Origin of the sequence: Haloechinothrix salitolerans (assembly GCF_042662605.1) — a bacterium.
Classification (GTDB): Bacteria; Actinomycetota; Actinomycetes; order Mycobacteriales; family Pseudonocardiaceae; genus Haloechinothrix_A; species Haloechinothrix_A salitolerans.
The window spans coordinates 3846374-3864600 of record NZ_JBHSXX010000001.1; the positions used below are offsets into that span (position 1 = coordinate 3846374).

Consider the following 18227-nt stretch of genomic DNA (forward strand, 5'->3'; position numbering starts at 1 on the left):
TGTTACGGCCTGATGTACTTGTGGTGTCTGCGGGCGCCGGATGCACGGACAGTGCAGCAACGAGCGCCCGTACTACCGATGCGGGTTCCTCACTGAATACCGGCTGGCGAACAGGGCGCCGCACCCGCGCAACGTGTACCTGGCCGAAGCCGACGTGCTGCCCAAGTTCGACCGCTGGCTCTCGGGACTCAAAAGCGGCGAGCGTCCGCGCGAGCCCACCTGGACGGCACGTCAGCGCCAGAGTCGCTGACCAAGGCTGAGGTGTACGCAATGAAGTTGCGCCGCACCCCGTGTGGCTAACATGTGTGTCCGAGGGGGGACTTGCACACTAACCACACGGATCAACGTGTCGAGCCGCGCCGCGCCGGCGATCTGTGGGCGCGATGACTCGTGTGAGCGCGGTGTCTAGTTTTCGAGCTGGGCGCCACACTATCGGGCAGACCTGGTAGGCAACAATGTTTCGGTGTTATATAGGCCATTGTTCTGGGATGGGCTGCCGTGCTGGGCGGAAGAAACTTCGACTAAAAGCCCGTATACACTCCCCATAATTCGCGATGATCGACTTCTTGCAAGTGTTCCTACGGGGGCCAGTCGCCTCCCAGCCGCGGGGTTCGGTTGTCACCGACCACGTCGACTCAGGAGGGACCGCACTGCGGGTCATGGCCTCAAGAACTGCAATATGTGGAGATTCGAGATCGGTAAGTGCCGCGACGGGCAGGTGCTTAGCGATGTTCCGCAGCGGTCACACGCTTCGTTGCACAAGCAGTTGGAGCGGTTGAGCGAGGGGGCAACACTGCCCGCCGAGTTCGACCGAGTTCGCGATCACGCGGGATCGACGAAGAGGTCCAGCGCCGGTTCACCATCGGCGGGTTGGTAGGCCGACAGGTCGGTGATGCCTTCTTCGGCGAGCACCTCGTCGTCGATGAAGTGGTTGCCGGTGCAGTATCGCGCGTGGCGGGTGAGGATCGCGTGCGCGGCGTCGGCGACGATCTGTGGTGTGCGGGCCCGGTTCGCGCCGCCGATGACGTTGCGTACGGCGGCGGTGTCGATCAGGGTGCGTGGCCAGAGTGAGTTCGCGGCGATGCCGTCGACCTTCCACTCCTCGGCGAATCCGATGGTGCACAGGCTCATCCCGTATTTCGACAGCGTGTAGCCCAGATGCGCGCCGACCCAGGCAGGGGAGAGGTTCAGTGGCGGCGACAGGGTGAGGACGTGCGGGTTCGCGGCCTGGCGCAGGTACGGCAGCGCCGCTTTGCTGAGCAGCACCGTTCCCCGCGTGTTGATGTCCTGCATGAGGTCGTAGCGCTTCATCTCGAGCTGTTCTGTGGTGGACAGATCGATCGCGCTGGCGTTGTTGAGCACGACGTCGATACCGCCGAACTGCTCGGCGGCTTTGCTCGCCGCGCTCATGACGTCCTCGTCGGAGCGCACGTCGCCGACGAGCGGCAGGGCCTGACCACCGGCGGCCTCGACGTCGCGGGCGGCGGTGTAGACGGTACCTTCGAGCGTGGCGTGTGGCTCGGCGGTCTTGGCTAGCAGGGCGATGTTGGCGCCATCTCGGGCCGCCCGTAATGCGATGGTCAGGCCGATTCCTCGGCTGCCACCGGACATCAGGATCGTTTTCGCGGCGAGGGTGCGTGTCATGCGTTGGTTCCTCTCTCTAGTGCCGGCAGCTAGCCGGTCATGTCGCGGCCGAAAACCTGGCGTGCGATGACCCATCGCTTGTGGCCGTCGATCCGCCAGCCATTCGTGGCACTGGTGGTACAGCCGGTCGGCCTGACGTGCGGGAACGTTAACCATGCGCGCGTCATATCATTCGTAGAACGTACGATTGGGTGAAGCCTTGCTTCGCCCGTGGTGACTGGCGATGGCCCTGCCGATAATCTCCTTCATGATCTCGGTAGTGCCGCCGTAGATGGTCTGGATACGGGCGTCGAGAAAGGCACGGGCGACCGCATACTCGATCATGTAGCCGTAACCGCCGTGCAATTGCAGGCAACGCGTAATGACGCGCTGCTGAAGCTCGGTGGTCCACCATTTCGCCTTGGCGGCATCCACCGATGACAGGTCGCCGGTGTTCAGTGCGCGCACACAATCGTCCACAAACGAACGAGTGACGTGGCATTCCGTGGTCATCTCGGCGAGCTGGAACCGGGTGTTCTGAAAGTCGCCGATGGGCTGCCCGAACGCGGTGCGGTCGAAGCAGTAGCGGATGGTTTCGGCGAGCACGGCCTCGGCGGCCGCGAGCGCGAACGCCGCGATGCCTATGCGTTCCTGAGGCAAATGCTCCATCAAGTGGAAGAAGCCGCGGCCCTCGGTGCCGAGGAGGTTGACTTCGGGCACTCGCACGTTGTCGAAGTACAGTTCGGCGGTGTCCTGGGCACGCAAACCGATCTTGTGCAACTGCCGTCCCCGGGTGAACCCACAGGTGCCGGTCTCCACCACGATGAGGCTGAAGCTCCTCGACCCCGCGTCGGCGGTTCGGGCGACGACGATGACAAAGTCGGCATTGACACCACTGGTGATGAACGTTTTCTGCCCATTGATCACCCATTCGTCACCCTTCTGCACGGCGGTGGTGCGCACGCCCTGCAGATCACTGCCCGCGCCGGGTTCAGTCATGGCGATCGCGCCGATGAGCTCGCCTGAGGCCAACCCGGGCAGCCACCGGCGCTTCTGGTCGTCGGTGCCCAGGTCCGCGACATACGGAATCACGATGTCGTCCTGCAGCCCGAAGCTCGACGACAGCGACGCCGCCCCGGCCTGGGCGAGCTCCTCGCACACCACCATCCGGTAGCGAAAGTCGGGCTGACCCGCCCCACCGAACTCCTCGGGGACGCCGAGTCCGATCACGCCTTGCTTGCCTGCGGCCCGCCAGACCTCCCGGCCCGTGTTGCATTCGTCGTCCCACCGCTCCAGGTGCGGGGACACCTCCCGTGCGATGAACTCGCGCACCATTTCGCGGTACGCCTTGTGGTCGGCGGTGTACAGACTGCGCTGCATCGAAAATCCTTTCGTCTCGCCGATCGGCCCAGCGGACGCTTCTCGCCGAACGCGCGGGAGCTTCCGTTGGCACCACCTACTTGGTGAAGTCACCCCAGCGGGGCAGTCATCAACGGCCGAGATGTCGTCCCAGCCGTTCGTGCGGCAAGCTCGCGCGCGTCGCCGGACAGCTTCGGATTCGCCAAGCATCACCGACTAGCGGTACAGCGCAGCGATCGCGTCCGACCGGGTGGATCCGACTACGGAACGTTTCACCTTGAGTGTCGGAGTGAGCTCGTCAGATTCGATCGAGAAGTCCGAATCGAGGACCGCGAACCGCTTGATCGCTTCCGCGTTGGACACCGTGCTGTTGGCCATCTGAACGACTTCGTCGATGTCAGCAAGGAGTTCGTGGTGCATGGCGACCACATGTATGGGCGTGGTGGCCGGCAGTTGATGCCGCTCCAGCCAGCCTGGAACAGCCTCAGGATCGAGTGTGATCAAGGCGGCGATATAGGGCTTCTGGTCGCCGACAACCAGACATTGACTCACCAGAGGGTGCGCCCGGATGGTGTCTTCAAGCTGTGCCGGAGCGACATTCTTTCCGCCAGCAGTGATGATGATTTCCTTCTTCCTGCCGGTGATGAAAAGGAATCCGTCCTCGAGCCGCCCGATGTCACCCGAATGAAACCAGCCGTCGCGGATCGCTTCTACGGTGGCCTCCGGGTTCTCCCAGTAGTGGGAGAAGACCGTGGGCCCCTTCAGGAGGATCTCGCCGTCCTCTGCGACGCCGACGGTCACGCCTGGAAGCGGTCTGCCGACGGAACCAATCCGCCGTTCGACGTTACTGTTGGCCGTTACGGCCCCGGTGGTCTCGGTCAGCCCGTAGCCCTCGTATACGGGGATCCCGGCACCGTTGAAGAAGTGCCCCAACCGCTCGCCGAGCGGTGCGCCGCCGGAGATGACGCCTTCGCATCGTCCACCCAACGCGGCACGGAGTGGGGCGTAGACAAGTGGGTCGAACGAAGATCGTCGTTCGGCCAGCGCTGGAGCCAGGTTTCCCGACTGCAGAGCTTTGCTGTACTCGACAGCGGTACGGGCGGCCTCTGCGAAGACCTCCCCATTGCCGCCGTCCTGGGCTCGTTGCTCGGTCGCGTTGTAGATCTTCTCGAAGATGCGCGGGACCGAGAGAACGTACTCGGGCTTGAATGCCATCAAGTCGGGGATCAGGTTCGGCAAGTCGTTGGTATGGCCGAGTCTTACCCGGTTCTCGATGCAGCCGACGGAAACGACTCGTGCGAACACGTGCGCCAGGGGGAGGAACAGCAGCGTGGACCTTCCTTCTTCCATGCCGACCCCGACCGCTCGACGGGCTGCGTCGCATTCGGCGAGGAAGTTGGCATGCGTAAGGGCGACTCCCTTAGGTTGGCCGGTTGTGCCAGAGGTGTAGATCAGGGTCGCGATGTCAGACGATCGCGAGTGCGCGTGCCGCTGATCCAGAACCTGATCCCCCACCGATGTGCCGCGCGCGGTCAGTGCTGCGAGGGCTTTGTCGTCGATGACCAATGTCTCCCGGAGGTCTGCGACGTTCTTGATCACCGCCTCGTGACGTGCGTAATGCGCCGACGTTTCGAGGATGAGTAGGGAAGTGCCTGAATCTGCCAAGATCCACTCGAGTTGGGCGGGTGCGGTGCTCTCGTACACCGCGACGGTGGTTGCTCCGGCGCGCCAGATCGCGTAGTCCAGAACGGTCCACTCGTAGCGGGTGGAGCAGAGGATCGCGACCCGGTCTCCTGCGGTCACGCCCGAGGCGATCAACCCCTTCGCTGTGGCGTCGACCTCGTCGGCGAACGCTTTTGCGGTGACGGTGACCCACGCGCCGTTGACGCGTCGTTCGATCAATGCCAGTTCCGGACGTTCGGCTCGATACCGGAGTGGTGCGTCGACGGTCGTCACGTCGTCCTCGATCAGAAGATTTGACGCGGTGGACTGCTGCTTCATTTCGGGGCTGGCCTTCCTTTACGAACGGAGCGGCGTTCGCGCCGGGTTGATGCCGACCTGGGCGCGCCCGCCGGCGCGATGCCGCCACGCTAGCATACAGACGACAGGTGTCGTAAACTGTCATTTATCGTGTTTGAGTGGCGTCAAGGTCGGCAGGGCGCTGTGCGTACGCGTACCGGCGAGTCAGGAGTTGCGATGGGTTCCGTCAACGAGAGAGACCAGATCGGTTCGGACGTCGCTCGCCTGCGGCGCACCTTCGATGGCGGTCGCACGCGTTCGGTGGGCTGGCGGGTCCGGCAGCTTGAGGCGCTGTCGGGGCTGCTTTCGCGCCACGAGCGGGAGATCGCAGCCGCTCTCCAGCGCGACCTCGGTCGACCTGCCGCTGACGCTTGGCTCGCGGACATCGCCGCCGTTCAAGTGGAGATCACGACTGCCAAGCGCAACGTGAAGAAATGGATGGCAGACAAGAAGGTCCGCATGCCGTGGACGCAATGGCCGGCGAAGGGGCGGGTCCACCGCGAACCCCTCGGCCTGGTAGTGATCATCGGGCCTTGGAACTACCCCTTCTACCTGGCCCTTGGCCCACTCGTGGGCGTCCTGGCGGCCGGGAACTGCGCTGTCATCAAGCCATCCGAGCTCGCCCCAGCCTCATCGAGGTTGCTGGCCGACCTGCTCCCGCGTCATCTCGACAGCGACGCGGTCGCCGTCGTGGAGGGCGGCGCCGTCGAGGTATCGTCGATCATCGAGCAGAGGGTGGACCACATCATCTTCACCGGCGGACCGACGGCCGGAAGGAAGGTCATGGCCGCCGCGGCGGCACATCTCACGCCGGTAACGCTCGAACTCGGTGGCAAAAGTCCCGTGATCGTAACGGCGGAAGCTGATATCGAGGTCGCCGCGAGACGTATCGTGTGGGCGAAGCTGATGAACTCTGGTCAGACTTGTATCGCGCCGGACCATATCTTGGTCTCCAGGTCGGTCACGTCGCAGTTGGTAGAAGCAATCGTTGGCACGCTGGCCGAATTTCGCGCCAATGAGGCCGGGGGACTGCCCATTGTCGATCGTCGGCAGTTCGACCGGATCGCGTTGCTTATGAAAGATCACGGTGGGCAGGTGATCTGTGGTGGAGGCTCCGACTCAGACGCGCTGACCTTCGAACCAACTATCATCCTCGACCCCGACCTCGACGCGCCGGTCATGCGCGACGAGATCTTCGGACCGATCTTGCCGATCGTTCAAGTGGGGGACCTCGATGCCGCGCTAGGCTTCGTGCGAGCCCGAGAGAAGCCGCTGGCGCTGTATCTGTTCAGTTCGTCGCAGGCGGAGGCGGCGCGTGTCGTCGGCGAGTCGAGTTCAGGGGGAGTGGTTGTCAACCACATGGGCCTGCACTGCATGACCCCAGCGCTCCCGTTTGGTGGTGTCGGTAACTCTGGAATGGGCGCCTACCATGGGAAATGGGGCTTCGACACCTTCAGCCACCGCAAAGCGGTGCTAGCGACAAGGACCCGCCCAGACCTCCCTCTGCTCTACCCGCCGGTCAGCAAGTTGAAGGGGTGGATCCTGCGCAGGCTCTTTTAGCGTCGCGCGCCGTTGGAGGGCGAGTCGGTTGCGGGTTGGGGACAGCCCGGAGTGTGGCGAGAACGGCCTCGGATGCACCGATCATTCCCTCGCGGTTGGCCTACATGAAGGCAGCCATCGGACAAGTGACAGAATCTGTCGTAGTCGGCCGGCGATTCGAAACGATGGGACAACACGTGGCTTCGAGTGCAGACGCAGTGACGCGAGCGCGAATCCTTGAGGCAGCGCGCCCGGTCGTGGAGCGATTCACGGTCGCCAAGTTCAGCATCGAGGACGTCGCCCGGGCAGCCGGGATCGCTCGACAAACCGTCTACAAGTACTTCTCCGGCCGGGACGACCTGGTCATGGCTCTCTTTGTCCAGCAACTCAAGGAGATGGCCAGCCAGTTCGCCGAGCGCGCTAAGGCTGAGCCGTCGATCGACCAGTTGGTCCAACTCTTCGTGGAAGAGCTGGAAGCTGGGCGCGAGTTCGTCCTTTTCGAGGCTGCGCTCGATCCTGTGCACGCGCCCAAGATGGCCGAGCTGGTCTTCAGTTCGAGCGAAATATTCGAAGCGCGGAACGAGGCGTGGTTTCCAGTTCTTGAACGCTATGCCGAAGCGGGGATCGTTGCAAGTAACGTGGACTTCGCAGCGGCGGTTCGATGGATGACCTATCAAGCCTTCTGGATTCTTGTGCACCCCACGGTGCTGGCCCCGGACCGCGAAACGCTGTTGGTCTACGTCCGTGACTATATTCTCTGCCCGCTGCTCGTTCAGCGGTAGCAGATGATCGATGAACGTGTCGAGTCCTCATATGCTGTGTCACCCGGGATCGTGTCACTGATCGATTGTCCCGCGCCATTCGCTCGTCGCTGACCGCCTGCGTCGCGATCGGGACGCTGCTTGAGCGTGATCACCGCCGAGTTCAGCGACAACTCCGGATCCCGCTCGCGGGCTTTTGTGCGAGCCGGATCGTCCGCAGCGTCTTGACGTCGACGTGCACGGGCTCGTCCGGTTGCTGCCCGTCCACTCATGTATGCCCAATCAGGTAAGCTCGACCGGCTTGCGTCAGGTGACGAATACTGTAGTCTGTCACCCACGAGGCCCACGCCACATCCGGCGCTGGGTGACCAAGGAAGGGGATGCCCGTGCGCCCGAAGCAGTCTGAGCGGCGCGGCCTGGACGTTCCGGCCGGTGTGCCGCGTGGTCGTGAGCTCGGCAGAACAGTGAACTACGAACACGCCGTGAGCGTTTATGGCCGTCGGGACCTGGAGTTCTTCACGAGCCAGTACAACACCGGTGACGAACTTGGCTACGCGGCCTACCGTGCGCTGAAGGCTATCGGGGGCGACGGGAAGTCGATGTTCGACCAGGCGCTTGAGCACGGGATCGAGAGCGTTTCTGACGCCCCCGCTGAACTGGTTGCACTCTTCGAGTCGGTGGACAACGTGCCCGATTGGGTCGACCGATCACAACTCCGTCGGGGTAGCGTGGCCTACTGGCGCCACGGCAAGCTGGTCGTGATGGCGCTCGCCTATGCGGCCATCGGCGCTGGATTCCGATCCTACGGCGGAACCCGTTCGCTGGTCATGAGTCGACGATTAATCGAACGTGACCAAGTGGGTCGACGCCTGATCGAAACACTCCGCTGGGCGGCCACCTCGACCCGTCCAGGAGCGATGGACCGGTACGGCGATGGCTTCCGCCTGACGATGCAAGTGCGGTGGATCCATGCGGCGGTCCGTTATCACCTGTCGCGCAGTGACGCTTGGGACTGGGACGACTGGGGATTGGTCGTGAGTAACGTCGACTCGATCTACACGATGGGCTCGTCTTTCTGTGAGGCCGTGGTGGTCGCACTCGAGAAAGCTGGCGTCAAGATCACCCAGCACGAGAAGGAAGACATCACGGCGATGTGGCGGTATATCGGTCACGTGATCGGACTCCCGGAGGACGTCAATTTCCGCAACTGGTCTGATCTTCGCCGGAAATCGGGAATGGTGAGAATTCTGGAACACCCTGCGGACGACGGCAGTCGCGCACTGATGACTTCTCTCACGGACTACATGTGCGAAGAGAAGATCGACGGGTATCAGGTCCTCCCTGCTTTCATCGACAACCGACTCGCACCGCACCAGAAGCGCAGACTGACTTACGGGCTGATGCGATCCTGGGCGGGTGACGACGTTTGTGACGAGCTTGAGATCGCCAACAGTCGACTGCGGTACCTGCTGCCGGCTGCGAAACCCCTGATCGTCGCTTACGACCGGATCTGCCGGGTGCTTCCGCACGACGACGAGATCAAGGCGATGCGGACACTCGATGCCTTCGGAGTGGCAACCGCCACCCGCGACGGTGAGAGCGACGTTGCTGATGCGGACGACGTTGTCCAAGGTTTCGTTCGGAACAGCGCCCGTGCCCGTGACTTGTTCACCCGTCGGGCCGCATTCACGCGCCGGAAGGCCTCACGTCGGTCCAAATCTCAAACGTGGGGTATTCGATCCACCGGAACTGCCGTTAGCGGTAGCGCGCCAGCACGTTCGTCCACAAGACCAAGATGATCTGCGAACTGAAACAGCACCCCGATCTAGACTTTTCGGCCTCTATGGCAGGTGAACATGGCAATCACACGAAATCGCGAAAGCACGCGGCCTCCCGCCTATTCCGGGGCGCTGGCACGGGCCGTGGGCGCCGTGCCTGGCCCGTTTCGCCGGTTCATCAACGAGGCTGCGGGCATGGCCATCTTGCTCGGCGAAGTGGTGTGGAGCGCGGTCCGGCACCCGCACGGGTATTGGGGCGCGGTCGTTGACGACATGTACGAGACGCTGCGCCGGTCATGGTTGCCGATCTCGGCGGCGTTGTTTGGGTTTTTGGTCTTCATGTCGATTCTGGCGGTGCAGTTCTTCGGTATGGTCGGCGCCGTTCAGTTGTTCGGCCCGATGCTTTATCTGCAAAGCATGCGGAGCTTCACGGTCTGGATCCTGACTGTCGTCGTCGCCGGCGTGATCGGCGCCGCGCTCACCACCGAGGTCGGTACTCGCAAGGTGCGCGAGGAGATCGACGCGATGGAGGTAATGGGGATCGATCCCATTCGCGACCTCGCCGTCCCGCGCGTCATTTCGGTCACCATGATCACGGTCCTCCTCGCGGTGCCCTCGCTGCTGGTGACGCTCGTTTCCATGCAGGTCGGCGCGAGTTTCGTCGCCCACATGTCGGCCTCTCACTTCTATTCCAACGTATTCAGCAACGTGGGCGTTGTCGACGTAGTGTCGGTAATGGTCAATATGTCCATCGCCGGCCTGCTCATCGGCACCGTCTGCTGTTACAAGGGGTTCGCCGCGGCGGGCGGTGCGATCGGCCTGGGACGTGCGGTGAACCAGGCGGTGGTCATCGCCTTCCTTGCCGTGTTCGTCCAGCAGTTGGCGTACAACGCACTGTATTTCGGTTTCTATCCAGACGTGGGGAGTCTCCGGTGACGCTTCCAGCTCAAGACGTCCCAGGTGCCAGGCGGCGGGCTCCGGTCGCGGCGTCGCCCGGCCCATTCTCCAGTGCGGTGCGCAACACCGGCACGGTACTCGAGTTCTGCGTCGAGGTACTGCGGGAACTCCCCATCGCCGTCCGGCTGTACCCGTCCGAGATCTTCCGGCACGCGGGCATCTTGATCAGGCAGAACTCCATGGTCGTGCTGGCCATGGTGTTCGTGTTCGGTGCGGTGCTCGGCCTGACCGCGCACTATCTGTTCATCGCTATAGGCATCGACAGCTATATCGCAGCGGTCAATGCGGTCGGCTCGATGCGCGGGATCCTGCAGGTGGCGTTCGGGTGGATTATCGCTGCGAAGGTCGGGTGCGGCATTGTCGCCGAGGTCGGTGCGATGCGCATCAGTGAAGAGATCGATGCCATGGAGGTTATGGGTGTCCGCTCGGTGCCCTATCTCATCGGTACCCGTTTCATCGCGGGTGCCATGGTGATGCCGTTGCTGTGGCTGGTCTCCTTCGGCGTGAATTGCTTCGCGGGATACCTCTTCAACGCACTGCTGCTCGACACGGTATCCGAGGGAGCCTTCGTCTACTTCCTTTTCTTGTTCCAGAACACCTACGACCTCATCGTGTCCACGATCTGGGCCACTGTGCTCGCCCTCCTGATCATGCTGGTCTCCGGCTACTACGGGTACACCGCGCGAGGCGGTCCGGTCGGCGTCGGGCGGAACACGGCGCAGTCCATGCTTGTCAACCTCGTCCTGGTCAGTTTCACCGCGATGATGCTGGTGCAGCTCTTCTACGGAAACGACCCGAACGCTCCTATTGGAAACTGATGGATCCCTACAACTCCCGCATCTGCAACGGAGGCCAGTGATGTCGCCTGCCACCTCAGCAAACGCGTCTGTGAGCGGCGTGTTGCCCACGAACGGTCAGCGGGACAGGAGGCATACGATCGAGCTGTTCGATCTGTACAAGAGCTTCAACGGCACCCCTGTCCTCAACGGCCTCTCCGCTGGCTTCGCTGACGACGCGATCACCACCGTGCTCGGGCCGTCGGGGACCGGCAAGAGCGTTCTTCTGAAGCACGTCGTCGGTCTACTCGAGCCGGACGAAGGTGAGGTTCGGGTGTTCGGCCAGGACATCTGGAAACTCAAGAAGGACGCGCGCTACGAGATCCGCAAGCGCTTCGGTGTGCTGTTCCAGGATGGCGCGCTGTTCGGGTCGATGAACCTGTACGACAACGTGGCATTCCCGCTCCGGAAGCACACTGAGAAATCGGAAGCGGAGATCCGCGAGATTGTGATGGACCTCCTGAGGGAGGTCGGTCTCGAGCAAGCGACGGATAAGGAACCGAACGAGATTTCCGGCGGTATGCGCAAGCGGGCCGGGTTCGCCCGCGCCCTCGTGCTGCAGCCCGACGTCGTGATGTTCGACGAGCCGGACTCGGGCCTGGATCCGGTGCGCACGAAGCTGCTCTGCCGGCTCATCCGCAAGGTCCACGAGCAACACGGCGGGACGTATGTGGTCATCACCCACGACATCGCGAGCGCCCATTTCCTGAGCGATTACATCGGCATGCTGTGGAAGGGAAAGATGGTGCACTACGGCCCCGCCGCTACCGCGTTCGACTCGGAAGACCCGTTCGTCCGTCAGTTCCTTGCCGGCGAACCGGACGGCCCGTTGGGAATGGAATGACAATGCGACGAGCGAAATGGGTCGCCGGCGCCGTCGTGGCCGTAGTGGTCGCCGCGGCCGGGATCATGGCGTTGGATGGTGACGACGGTTACGAACTCCGGATCCTTATGCCTTCGGCAGGCAAGACCTTCGTCGGCGCGCGCGCCGTGATCGACGGTTCGCCGGTCGGCGAGGTGACCGACCTCGGCGTCGTCGACGACAAGGCGCTGGTCACCGTCAGTCTCGAAGACGGCGCGGCGCCGCTGCACGAGGGAACGACAGCCAGGATCACGTGGGAGTCGGTCATTGGCGCCCAGGTGGTGGAGTTGCTGCCTGGTCCGGGCCGCAACGCGGCGCTGCCCTCGGGCAAGCAAGTCGTGTCGGATATCGAGAGCGTCCAGGTCGACGACGTGCTGGCCGCGCTGGACAAACCGACGCGGGCGAGGTTGCAAGGACTGGTCAAAGAGTTGGACAAGACACTGTCCGGGCGCGAGAAGCAGCTGCGTGAGACTCTCGCGACGGCGGGTCCGGCGGTGCAGGGCGTCGGTGAGGTGCTGCGTGCCGTTGGTGAGGACGGCCCCGCGATCCGGCAGTTGATCAGGCAGCTTCGGGAGATGGCAGGTGAACTCGCATCCCGGGATGAACACCTTGCCCGATCGGTGCGCAACGTCGACGAGCTGACCGCGGAGGTCGCGGGGCAGCAGAGTCGCCTCAAGGAGGCGCTCGATGAACTTCCCTCGACGGTTCAGGAGGGTACCCGCACGCTGGATAAGGTTCCTGGAACAGTCGACTCGCTCGGTCCGCTGCTGGCTGATCTTCGGCCGGCGACGCGACAGCTGCCCGAGACGGCCAGGAACCTCAGCCCCGTCCTGAGCGAGCTTCGGCGGACGGTGTCGGTCCTCAAACCGACATTGCGTGCTGCAGATGGCCTGTTGCAGCGAACACCGCAGCTGCTGGACAGCGCGCACGGGACGCTCCCCGGCGTGACGGCCACGATCAACGAGGTCCAGCCTGCGGTCGCCTACCTGCGACCCTACACGCCGGAGCTGGCCGGATGGCTGAGCAACTGGGTCTCGGCCTTCGGGAGCCAGGCGTCGAACGGGCGCAACATCGCGCGGGCGTTGATTACCGGGTCCTCGACGAGCCTGACCGACAACCCCGGTGTCATACCACCCGGCGTGAAGCAGGATCCGCGACCAGCTCCGGGGTCGATCGCGGGTCAGCCCTGGGTCGACGCGAATGGGGACGGTGTGCGATGAGAAAGCTGGTCGTGAAGCGCTCGCTTGCCGTTCTGGTCGGCGTCGGCGTGGTCGCCACGCTGGGCGTCGGCATGACCGCAACCGATGACACTGATGCCGCAGCAGGCACCACCCTGGTGGCGTTCATGACCGACGCCAGCCCGCTCGAGACGGGAAGTGTGGTACGTGCCGCCGGCGTCAAGGTGGGTTCGGTCTCCGATATCAGGCTGGAGAACGAGGTCGCGCGGGTCGAGCTGGACCTGCATGAGGGTGTCCTGCCGCTGCATGAGGACTCGTCGCTGCAAATCGACCCGGTCAACTTGCTCGGAGAGCATTACGTCAAGCTCGACCCCGGGTCGCCCGACGCTCCGTTCATGAACAGCAACGTGATTCCCAAGGAGCGCACCGACTCAACGGTCACGCTTCAGGACGTCATCAACACCTTCGACGACCCGACCTCGACCGCCACGGCGGCCTTGCTGACAACACTCGGTGAAGGCCTCGCCGGGCGCGGCAAGGACGCGGCGTCGGCCATCAAGGCGCTCGCCCCGTCGATGAAGCGCACCGAGGAAATGGGCCGCCTGCTGTCGAGCCAGAACGCCGTGCTCGGAAAACTCGTCGAGCAGGCGGAACCCGTCGCGGCGGCACTCGCCGACGACAAGGGCACGACGCTGGATCTCCTCGTGGGCTCTTCGGAGAAGACGCTGTCCACGCTGGCGGCTAACCGACGCGCGTTGGACGCCACCCTGGCCGAACTACCCGAGACGCTGACAACCGCACGCAAGACTCTTCGGGAACTGGCCGGCGTGGCCGACGCGACAACTCCGACGTTGCAGTCGGTGCGTCCGGCTATTGGTGATCTCGACGAGATCACCAATGAACTCCAACGGTTCGCCGACGCCGCCGACCCGGCCCTGGCCTCGCTGCTGCCGGTGCTCAAGCGTGCCGACAAGCTGCTAGACCAGGCGGCGCCGGTCGTCGACCGGCTTCGCACGGCGGGTCCTGACCTTCGTGGGACCGCCGCGTCGGCGCGCCCACTCGGCGAAGAGCTGCTGCACGCCCACCTGGGCGACCTGATGGACTTCGTCCGGAAGTGGTCGTTGAGCACCAACGGTCGTGACGCGTTGAGCCACTACTTCCGCGGCGTCGTGCACGTCACACCGAAGACGCTGCAGGACCTCGCCGAGTCCCTTGTGCCGTCAGCGGGCCGTCCGAGCGAACAGGGCACGGCCACCGATGCGAAGCAGCCAACTCCGGGCGACAAGGCACCGTCCCTTGACAAGGTGGCGCCGTCGCTGCCGCTCATCGGTGGTGGTCAAAAGTCCGATTCGAACAGCGCGACCGGTATGACGCCGGAACAGGAACGGTCCATGCTCGGGCAGCTACTGGGGGTGAACTGATATGGGCAAGCCAGTGCATCGTCGTGATGCCCGCAAGTTCCTGTTCGGGCTCGGCGTTCTCACCGTACTCACGGTCATCGGGCTCATCGGAGCGCAGGTGCAGGGTGGCGGCGTACTGCCGGGTAAATCCTACACCTACGTCCAGGCAGCGTTCGACGACGTCGGAACCCTCGACACGCGACAGGACGTCACGCACAACGGCGTGCGAGTCGGCACCGTGTCGGACATCGAGTTCGTCGCTGGTCGTGCCGTCGTGACGCTGCGCCTCGAGGGCGACCGCGACGTCTATCGGGATGCCAGTGTGGGGCTGGCGACTAAGCGGGTGCGCATCGGCAACGAGTCGGCGCTTGGCAGGCGATACGTGGAGTTCGATCCTGGCACCCAGGGCTCCGGGCCGCTCGGTGACCAGGTCATCGCCTCGAGTCAGACCCGCAACTCCGGTGCGGTGAACGACCTGTTTGTCGCTTTCGACACGAAGACCCGCACCAAGCTCGCCACCGGGTTGCGGAATCTGGGCGGAGGACTCGCGGGACACAGCGGCGATCTCAACGACGTCGTCAAAGCTGCCCCGGACCTGCTGGACAACCTCGGTCAGATCAGTGGTGCACTGACCGCCCCGGACGCGGACGTGTCCGGTCTGCTGCGGGATGCGAACCAGCTAGCCAGCCGCTTCGCCGACCGGGAGAACGAACTGCGCTCGCTGTTGCGGCAGACCGACACCACTCTGCGAGCCATCACTGTCGACGGTGGCGAGCCACTGCGGCAGACCGTCGGCAAGCTCCCGGGGACGCTGCGTACCGCACGGGCGGGACTGTCCGATCTCAACGATCCGTTGGCCGACATCCGGTCGACCATGAATACCGTCCAGCCGGGAACGCGGGCACTCGGCCGAGCGACCGAGGATCTGCGCGGAGTGTTCCGGGAGGCACCGACCCCGCTGCGAAAGCTGCCCGGCGTGAGTGACAAGTCCAAGCCTGCGGTCGACGAACTGACCAAGACGTTCGCCGATGCCCGCCCACTCGCGCCGCAGCTGGCGCGGACGGTCTCCGACGCCAACACGCTGTTGGACGACGTCGCGCCATACTCGGTCGACATTGGGATGTTCTTCGCGTCCCACGACCTGCTCAGTGGGCGTATCGCGCCGGGCAAGCACTACTTCAGCGCCATGGTCGCCTCGCCAGGTCTTTACAACGTCAGCGTCGACGATCCGCTAGGGCCCGGCACGGACTACTACCCGCGTCCCGGCGGCGGTGGCTGGGCGAACACTCCGCCTAGTGAGCGGCCCGACTCGATAGGAGAGCGATGATGAGTCGCACGGCCGGAGTACGAAAGGGCACGTTCGGCATTCGCGGAACCACGTTCCGGTTCGGCGCCGTGTTCCTCATGATCACGGCCGTGGTGCTGGCGCTGCTGGCGGTGAAGCCGACATTGCAGACGATGCTTCGGTCGGGCAGCACAATCGACGTGGAGTTCGCGACGAACTACCACGGCAAGCTCTATCCGAATGAGACGGAGGTCAAGTACGCCGGCATCGTGGTCGGCGTCGTCAGCGACATCGAGCAAACCGACAGGGACACCGTCGTGACATCCCTGAAGGTCGACGACGAGGTCGTGTCGATGCTCGGTTCCCGCCCCACCGCCAGGGTGACCCCGAAAACCGTGCTGGGCGGCCAGTACGCGATCGAGCTCGGCCCAGGCGGGGCAGGAGAATTCACCGGGGACACGATCCCGGTGGAGCGCACCAGCACCCCGGTCGAGCTGGACCGGTTGTTGGAGTCGCTGCCTGGGCAGACCAGGGAGAGCCTGCAAGACGTGGTGGCGAACTCTCACGCCACCCTCGCCAAGGGCGGTGGTGACGCGCTGCGCGATCTCGCGGACAGCGCGCCGGACACGCTCGACCCCGCTGCGGACGTGCTCACATCTGCGCTGGGAACCCAGCCTCGCCAGGACCTTCCGCGGCTGGTCACCAACCTCAAGGCGACGGCGGAGTCGTTGCGCGGCCGCGACGGTCAACTCGGAGAGGTCATCGAGTCGCTCGACACCACCACCGCCTCGCTCAGCGATGCGAGCGGCCCACTCGCCGACGCGGTGGCGGATCTGCCCGACACCCTGCGCTCCACCCGCAGCGGAATGGTCGACCTCCGCGGAACCCTCGACCGGTTGAAGGCGACCGCCGCCGATCTCCGACCCGCAGCGCGGGAGCTAACGCCGTTGCTGAACACGCTGAACCCGGTCCTGCGAGATACCAAGCCGCTGCTGACCGACCTGAACCCGCTCCTTCAGGACGCGGAGCCAGCGATCGAAGACTTGGTTCCGGTCGCCGAACGGGGCACCAAGGTGCTCGAGGACATACGGGGGCCGGTGATCAAGCGGGTCCGCGGCCCGATTCTCGACAAGGTGATGAACACCTGGCGTGGCTCGGGGCCGTACGAGAACAGCGGTGGCGGCATGCAGGCCGACCACAAGCTCTACGAGGAGCTCGCCTACATGATCGTGAACCTCGACCGCGCATCCAAGACGCAGGACGCGCAGGGCTCGCTGCTCGGCTTCCAGGCCGGGCTCGGCTCGAGGTCGTTGGCTGGAGTGCCGTTCACACTGCCCAACCTCGTCGAGCAGATCCAGAAGTACGCGGGAGGCGCGTGATGAGAAAGCTGTCGAGGACCTGGGAACGCATTCGCAACGTGCCCGGTCTGGGCAACGACATCGTCGCCTTCACGGTGCTGTTCGTGCTCGGTCTCGTCGCGGGCGGCTACATACTGTCCCAGTACGATTGGGAGCCGCCGTGGGAGGACCGGGTGAGGTTCGCCGCCGAGCTGGAGAAGGCGCCCGGCGTGTTCACCGATGCCGTGCAAGAAGTCCGTATTGCCGGGGTCACGGTAGGCAAGGTCGAGTCGGCCGAGCCGTTGCCCGGCGAGAAGGCGCGCCTGACGATGTCGCTGGAGGAAGGCCACACGGTCTACGACAACGCACGGCTGGTCTGGCGTATGAAGGCGCCCATCAACGTCATGTACGTGACACTGGACCCCGGCGGTCCGCCGGGCAAGCCGTTGCCTGAGGACGGCGTCATCCCCGCTGGTCAGACCGAACGGGCGATTCAGCCGTTCGAGCTGCTCGATAAGCTGGACGAACGCACACAGAGCGCGCTGACCGCTCTTCTGAACCAGGCCGACACTGCCCTGGCGGACGCCCCAGCGCAGCTTCCCGAGGGACTGGCCGCCACGGACGGCACGATCGCCAGCTTCAAGCCGGTGATCGATAAGCTGCACACCCGTCGCGAGTACATCGAGCGCTTGGTGACCGCTGTTTCCCGGATCTCCACCGCTGCGGGAGGTGACCAGCAACGGCTAGCCAGCCTCACGTCGTCGCTGCACTCGACCCTGAACGTGCTTGCGCAACGCGACGGCGAGCTCCGCGCCGCGCTGCAGACACTGCCCGGCTTCGTCGACGACCTGGACGAAGCGATGCGCAAGACCGGCACGCTCACCGATGAACTCGACCCCACGCTTGACTCGCTCGAGTCCGCATCCGACAAGCTGCCGCAGGCGTTGCGCCGTGTCACCGACACGGCGAGAACAACGGGTGACGTGGTGAAGAAGGCGTCGCCGGTGGTGGCCAAGGCGAAGCCGGTGGTGGCCGACCTTCGGCCGCTGACGGCCGATGTCAACAGTGCGCTTGGTGATCTCGCTCCAGTCACTGGTCACCTCCCGAAGGCCACCGGACGCATCGTGCCGTGGCTCGACCACCTGGCCGCGTTCGTCTACCAGACGTCGTCGGCGTTCAGCCTCGCCGACGTCAACGGCGGCTACGGACGGGCGAATGTCGTGATGGATCTCAGCAACCCGACGGGCGGCGGTGACGGCGCCACTCCGCCGGAACGCAAGGAAGGCGAGTGAC

Annotated in this window: 14 protein-coding genes; 11 read left to right on the forward strand and 3 right to left on the reverse strand. The window is 64.3% G+C overall.

All coding sequences use genetic code 11. The annotated features are described in order from the left end of the window. Positions 1–822: 822 nt before the first annotated feature. The 3 genes from ACFQGD_RS18250 to ACFQGD_RS18260 form a co-directional block, all read right to left on the reverse strand. Positions 823–1644, reverse strand: a complete 822-nt coding sequence (locus ACFQGD_RS18250) for an SDR family oxidoreductase (protein ID WP_390221074.1) — start codon at positions 1642–1644, stop codon at positions 823–825. A gap of 168 nt (positions 1645–1812) precedes the next feature. Then, the gene (locus ACFQGD_RS18255) at positions 1813–3003 is read right to left on the reverse strand and encodes an acyl-CoA dehydrogenase family protein (RefSeq protein ID WP_345393546.1); all 1191 of its coding nucleotides are present in this window, start codon (positions 3001–3003) and stop codon (positions 1813–1815) included. Between the two features lie 195 nt (positions 3004–3198). After that, the gene (locus ACFQGD_RS18260; RefSeq protein WP_345393543.1) at positions 3199–4983 is read right to left on the reverse strand and encodes an AMP-dependent synthetase/ligase; all 1785 of its coding nucleotides are present in this window, start codon (positions 4981–4983) and stop codon (positions 3199–3201) included. A 195-nt stretch (positions 4984–5178) separates the two neighbouring features. On the opposite strand from ACFQGD_RS18260, the gene ACFQGD_RS18265 reads away from it, so the two are divergent. From ACFQGD_RS18265 to ACFQGD_RS18315, 11 genes are all read left to right on the forward strand, one after another. Continuing rightward, positions 5179–6561 (forward strand): aldehyde dehydrogenase family protein, encoded by a 1383-nt coding sequence (locus tag ACFQGD_RS18265; protein ID WP_345393540.1) that lies wholly within the window; start codon positions 5179–5181, stop codon positions 6559–6561. A 164-nt stretch (positions 6562–6725) separates the two neighbouring features. Next, complete coding sequence (locus ACFQGD_RS18270; RefSeq protein WP_390183669.1) at positions 6726–7322, forward strand: TetR/AcrR family transcriptional regulator; 597 nt, start codon at positions 6726–6728, stop codon at positions 7320–7322. Positions 7323–7765: 443 nt separating this feature from the next. Beyond that, positions 7766–9100, forward strand: coding sequence for an oxygenase MpaB family protein (locus ACFQGD_RS18275; RefSeq protein ID WP_390221075.1), 1335 nt, complete (start codon positions 7766–7768; stop codon positions 9098–9100). 57 nt (positions 9101–9157) lie between these two features. After that, the gene (locus ACFQGD_RS18280; protein ID WP_345393531.1) at positions 9158–10015 is read left to right on the forward strand and encodes an MlaE family ABC transporter permease; all 858 of its coding nucleotides are present in this window, start codon (positions 9158–9160) and stop codon (positions 10013–10015) included. Next, positions 10012–10854 (forward strand): ABC transporter permease, encoded by an 843-nt coding sequence (locus ACFQGD_RS18285; RefSeq protein WP_345393528.1) that lies wholly within the window; start codon positions 10012–10014, stop codon positions 10852–10854. The genes ACFQGD_RS18280 and ACFQGD_RS18285 overlap by 4 nt, the downstream gene beginning before the upstream one ends. 70 nt (positions 10855–10924) lie before the next feature. Further along, entirely contained in the window at positions 10925–11716 is a 792-nt protein-coding gene (locus ACFQGD_RS18290) for an ABC transporter ATP-binding protein (protein WP_345393525.1), read from the forward strand. Between the two features lie 2 nt (positions 11717–11718). Then, a complete protein-coding gene (locus ACFQGD_RS18295) occupies positions 11719–12954 on the forward strand; it encodes an MlaD family protein (protein WP_345393522.1) in 1236 nt (411 codons plus the stop codon). Next, positions 12951–14333 (forward strand): MlaD family protein, encoded by a 1383-nt coding sequence (locus ACFQGD_RS18300; protein ID WP_345393519.1) that lies wholly within the window; start codon positions 12951–12953, stop codon positions 14331–14333. The genes ACFQGD_RS18295 and ACFQGD_RS18300 overlap by 4 nt, the downstream gene beginning before the upstream one ends. Before the next feature lies 1 nt (position 14334). Further along, entirely contained in the window at positions 14335–15639 is a 1305-nt protein-coding gene (locus tag ACFQGD_RS18305) for an MlaD family protein (RefSeq protein ID WP_345393516.1), read from the forward strand. Continuing rightward, the gene (locus ACFQGD_RS18310; protein ID WP_345393513.1) at positions 15639–16976 is read left to right on the forward strand and encodes an MlaD family protein; all 1338 of its coding nucleotides are present in this window, start codon (positions 15639–15641) and stop codon (positions 16974–16976) included. Before ACFQGD_RS18305 ends, ACFQGD_RS18310 begins: the two co-directional genes overlap by 1 nt. Continuing rightward, positions 16976–18226, forward strand: a complete 1251-nt coding sequence (locus ACFQGD_RS18315) for an MlaD family protein (RefSeq protein ID WP_345393510.1) — start codon at positions 16976–16978, stop codon at positions 18224–18226. The genes ACFQGD_RS18310 and ACFQGD_RS18315 overlap by 1 nt, the downstream gene beginning before the upstream one ends. Position 18227 lies beyond the last annotated feature (1 nt).

Excerpts from the sequence above, each read along its gene's own strand:
- ACFQGD_RS18250 (WP_390221074.1), bottom strand. The coding sequence starts at position 1,644 with ATGACACGCACCCTCGCCGCGAAAACGATCCTGATGTCCGGTGGCAGC.
- ACFQGD_RS18255 (WP_345393546.1), bottom strand. The coding sequence starts at position 3,003 with ATGCAGCGCAGTCTGTACACCGCCGACCACAAGGCGTACCGCGAAATG.
- ACFQGD_RS18260 (WP_345393543.1), bottom strand. The coding sequence starts at position 4,983 with ATGAAGCAGCAGTCCACCGCGTCAAATCTTCTGATCGAGGACGACGTG.
- ACFQGD_RS18265 (WP_345393540.1), top strand. The coding sequence starts at position 5,179 with ATGGGTTCCGTCAACGAGAGAGACCAGATCGGTTCGGACGTCGCTCGC.
- ACFQGD_RS18270 (WP_390183669.1), top strand. The coding sequence starts at position 6,726 with ATGGGACAACACGTGGCTTCGAGTGCAGACGCAGTGACGCGAGCGCGA.
- ACFQGD_RS18280 (WP_345393531.1), top strand. The coding sequence starts at position 9,158 with ATGGCAATCACACGAAATCGCGAAAGCACGCGGCCTCCCGCCTATTCC.
- ACFQGD_RS18295 (WP_345393522.1), top strand. The coding sequence starts at position 11,719 with ATGCGACGAGCGAAATGGGTCGCCGGCGCCGTCGTGGCCGTAGTGGTC.
- ACFQGD_RS18300 (WP_345393519.1), top strand. The coding sequence starts at position 12,951 with ATGAGAAAGCTGGTCGTGAAGCGCTCGCTTGCCGTTCTGGTCGGCGTC.
- ACFQGD_RS18305 (WP_345393516.1), top strand. The coding sequence starts at position 14,335 with ATGGGCAAGCCAGTGCATCGTCGTGATGCCCGCAAGTTCCTGTTCGGG.
- ACFQGD_RS18310 (WP_345393513.1), top strand. The coding sequence starts at position 15,639 with ATGAGTCGCACGGCCGGAGTACGAAAGGGCACGTTCGGCATTCGCGGA.
- ACFQGD_RS18315 (WP_345393510.1), top strand. The coding sequence starts at position 16,976 with ATGAGAAAGCTGTCGAGGACCTGGGAACGCATTCGCAACGTGCCCGGT.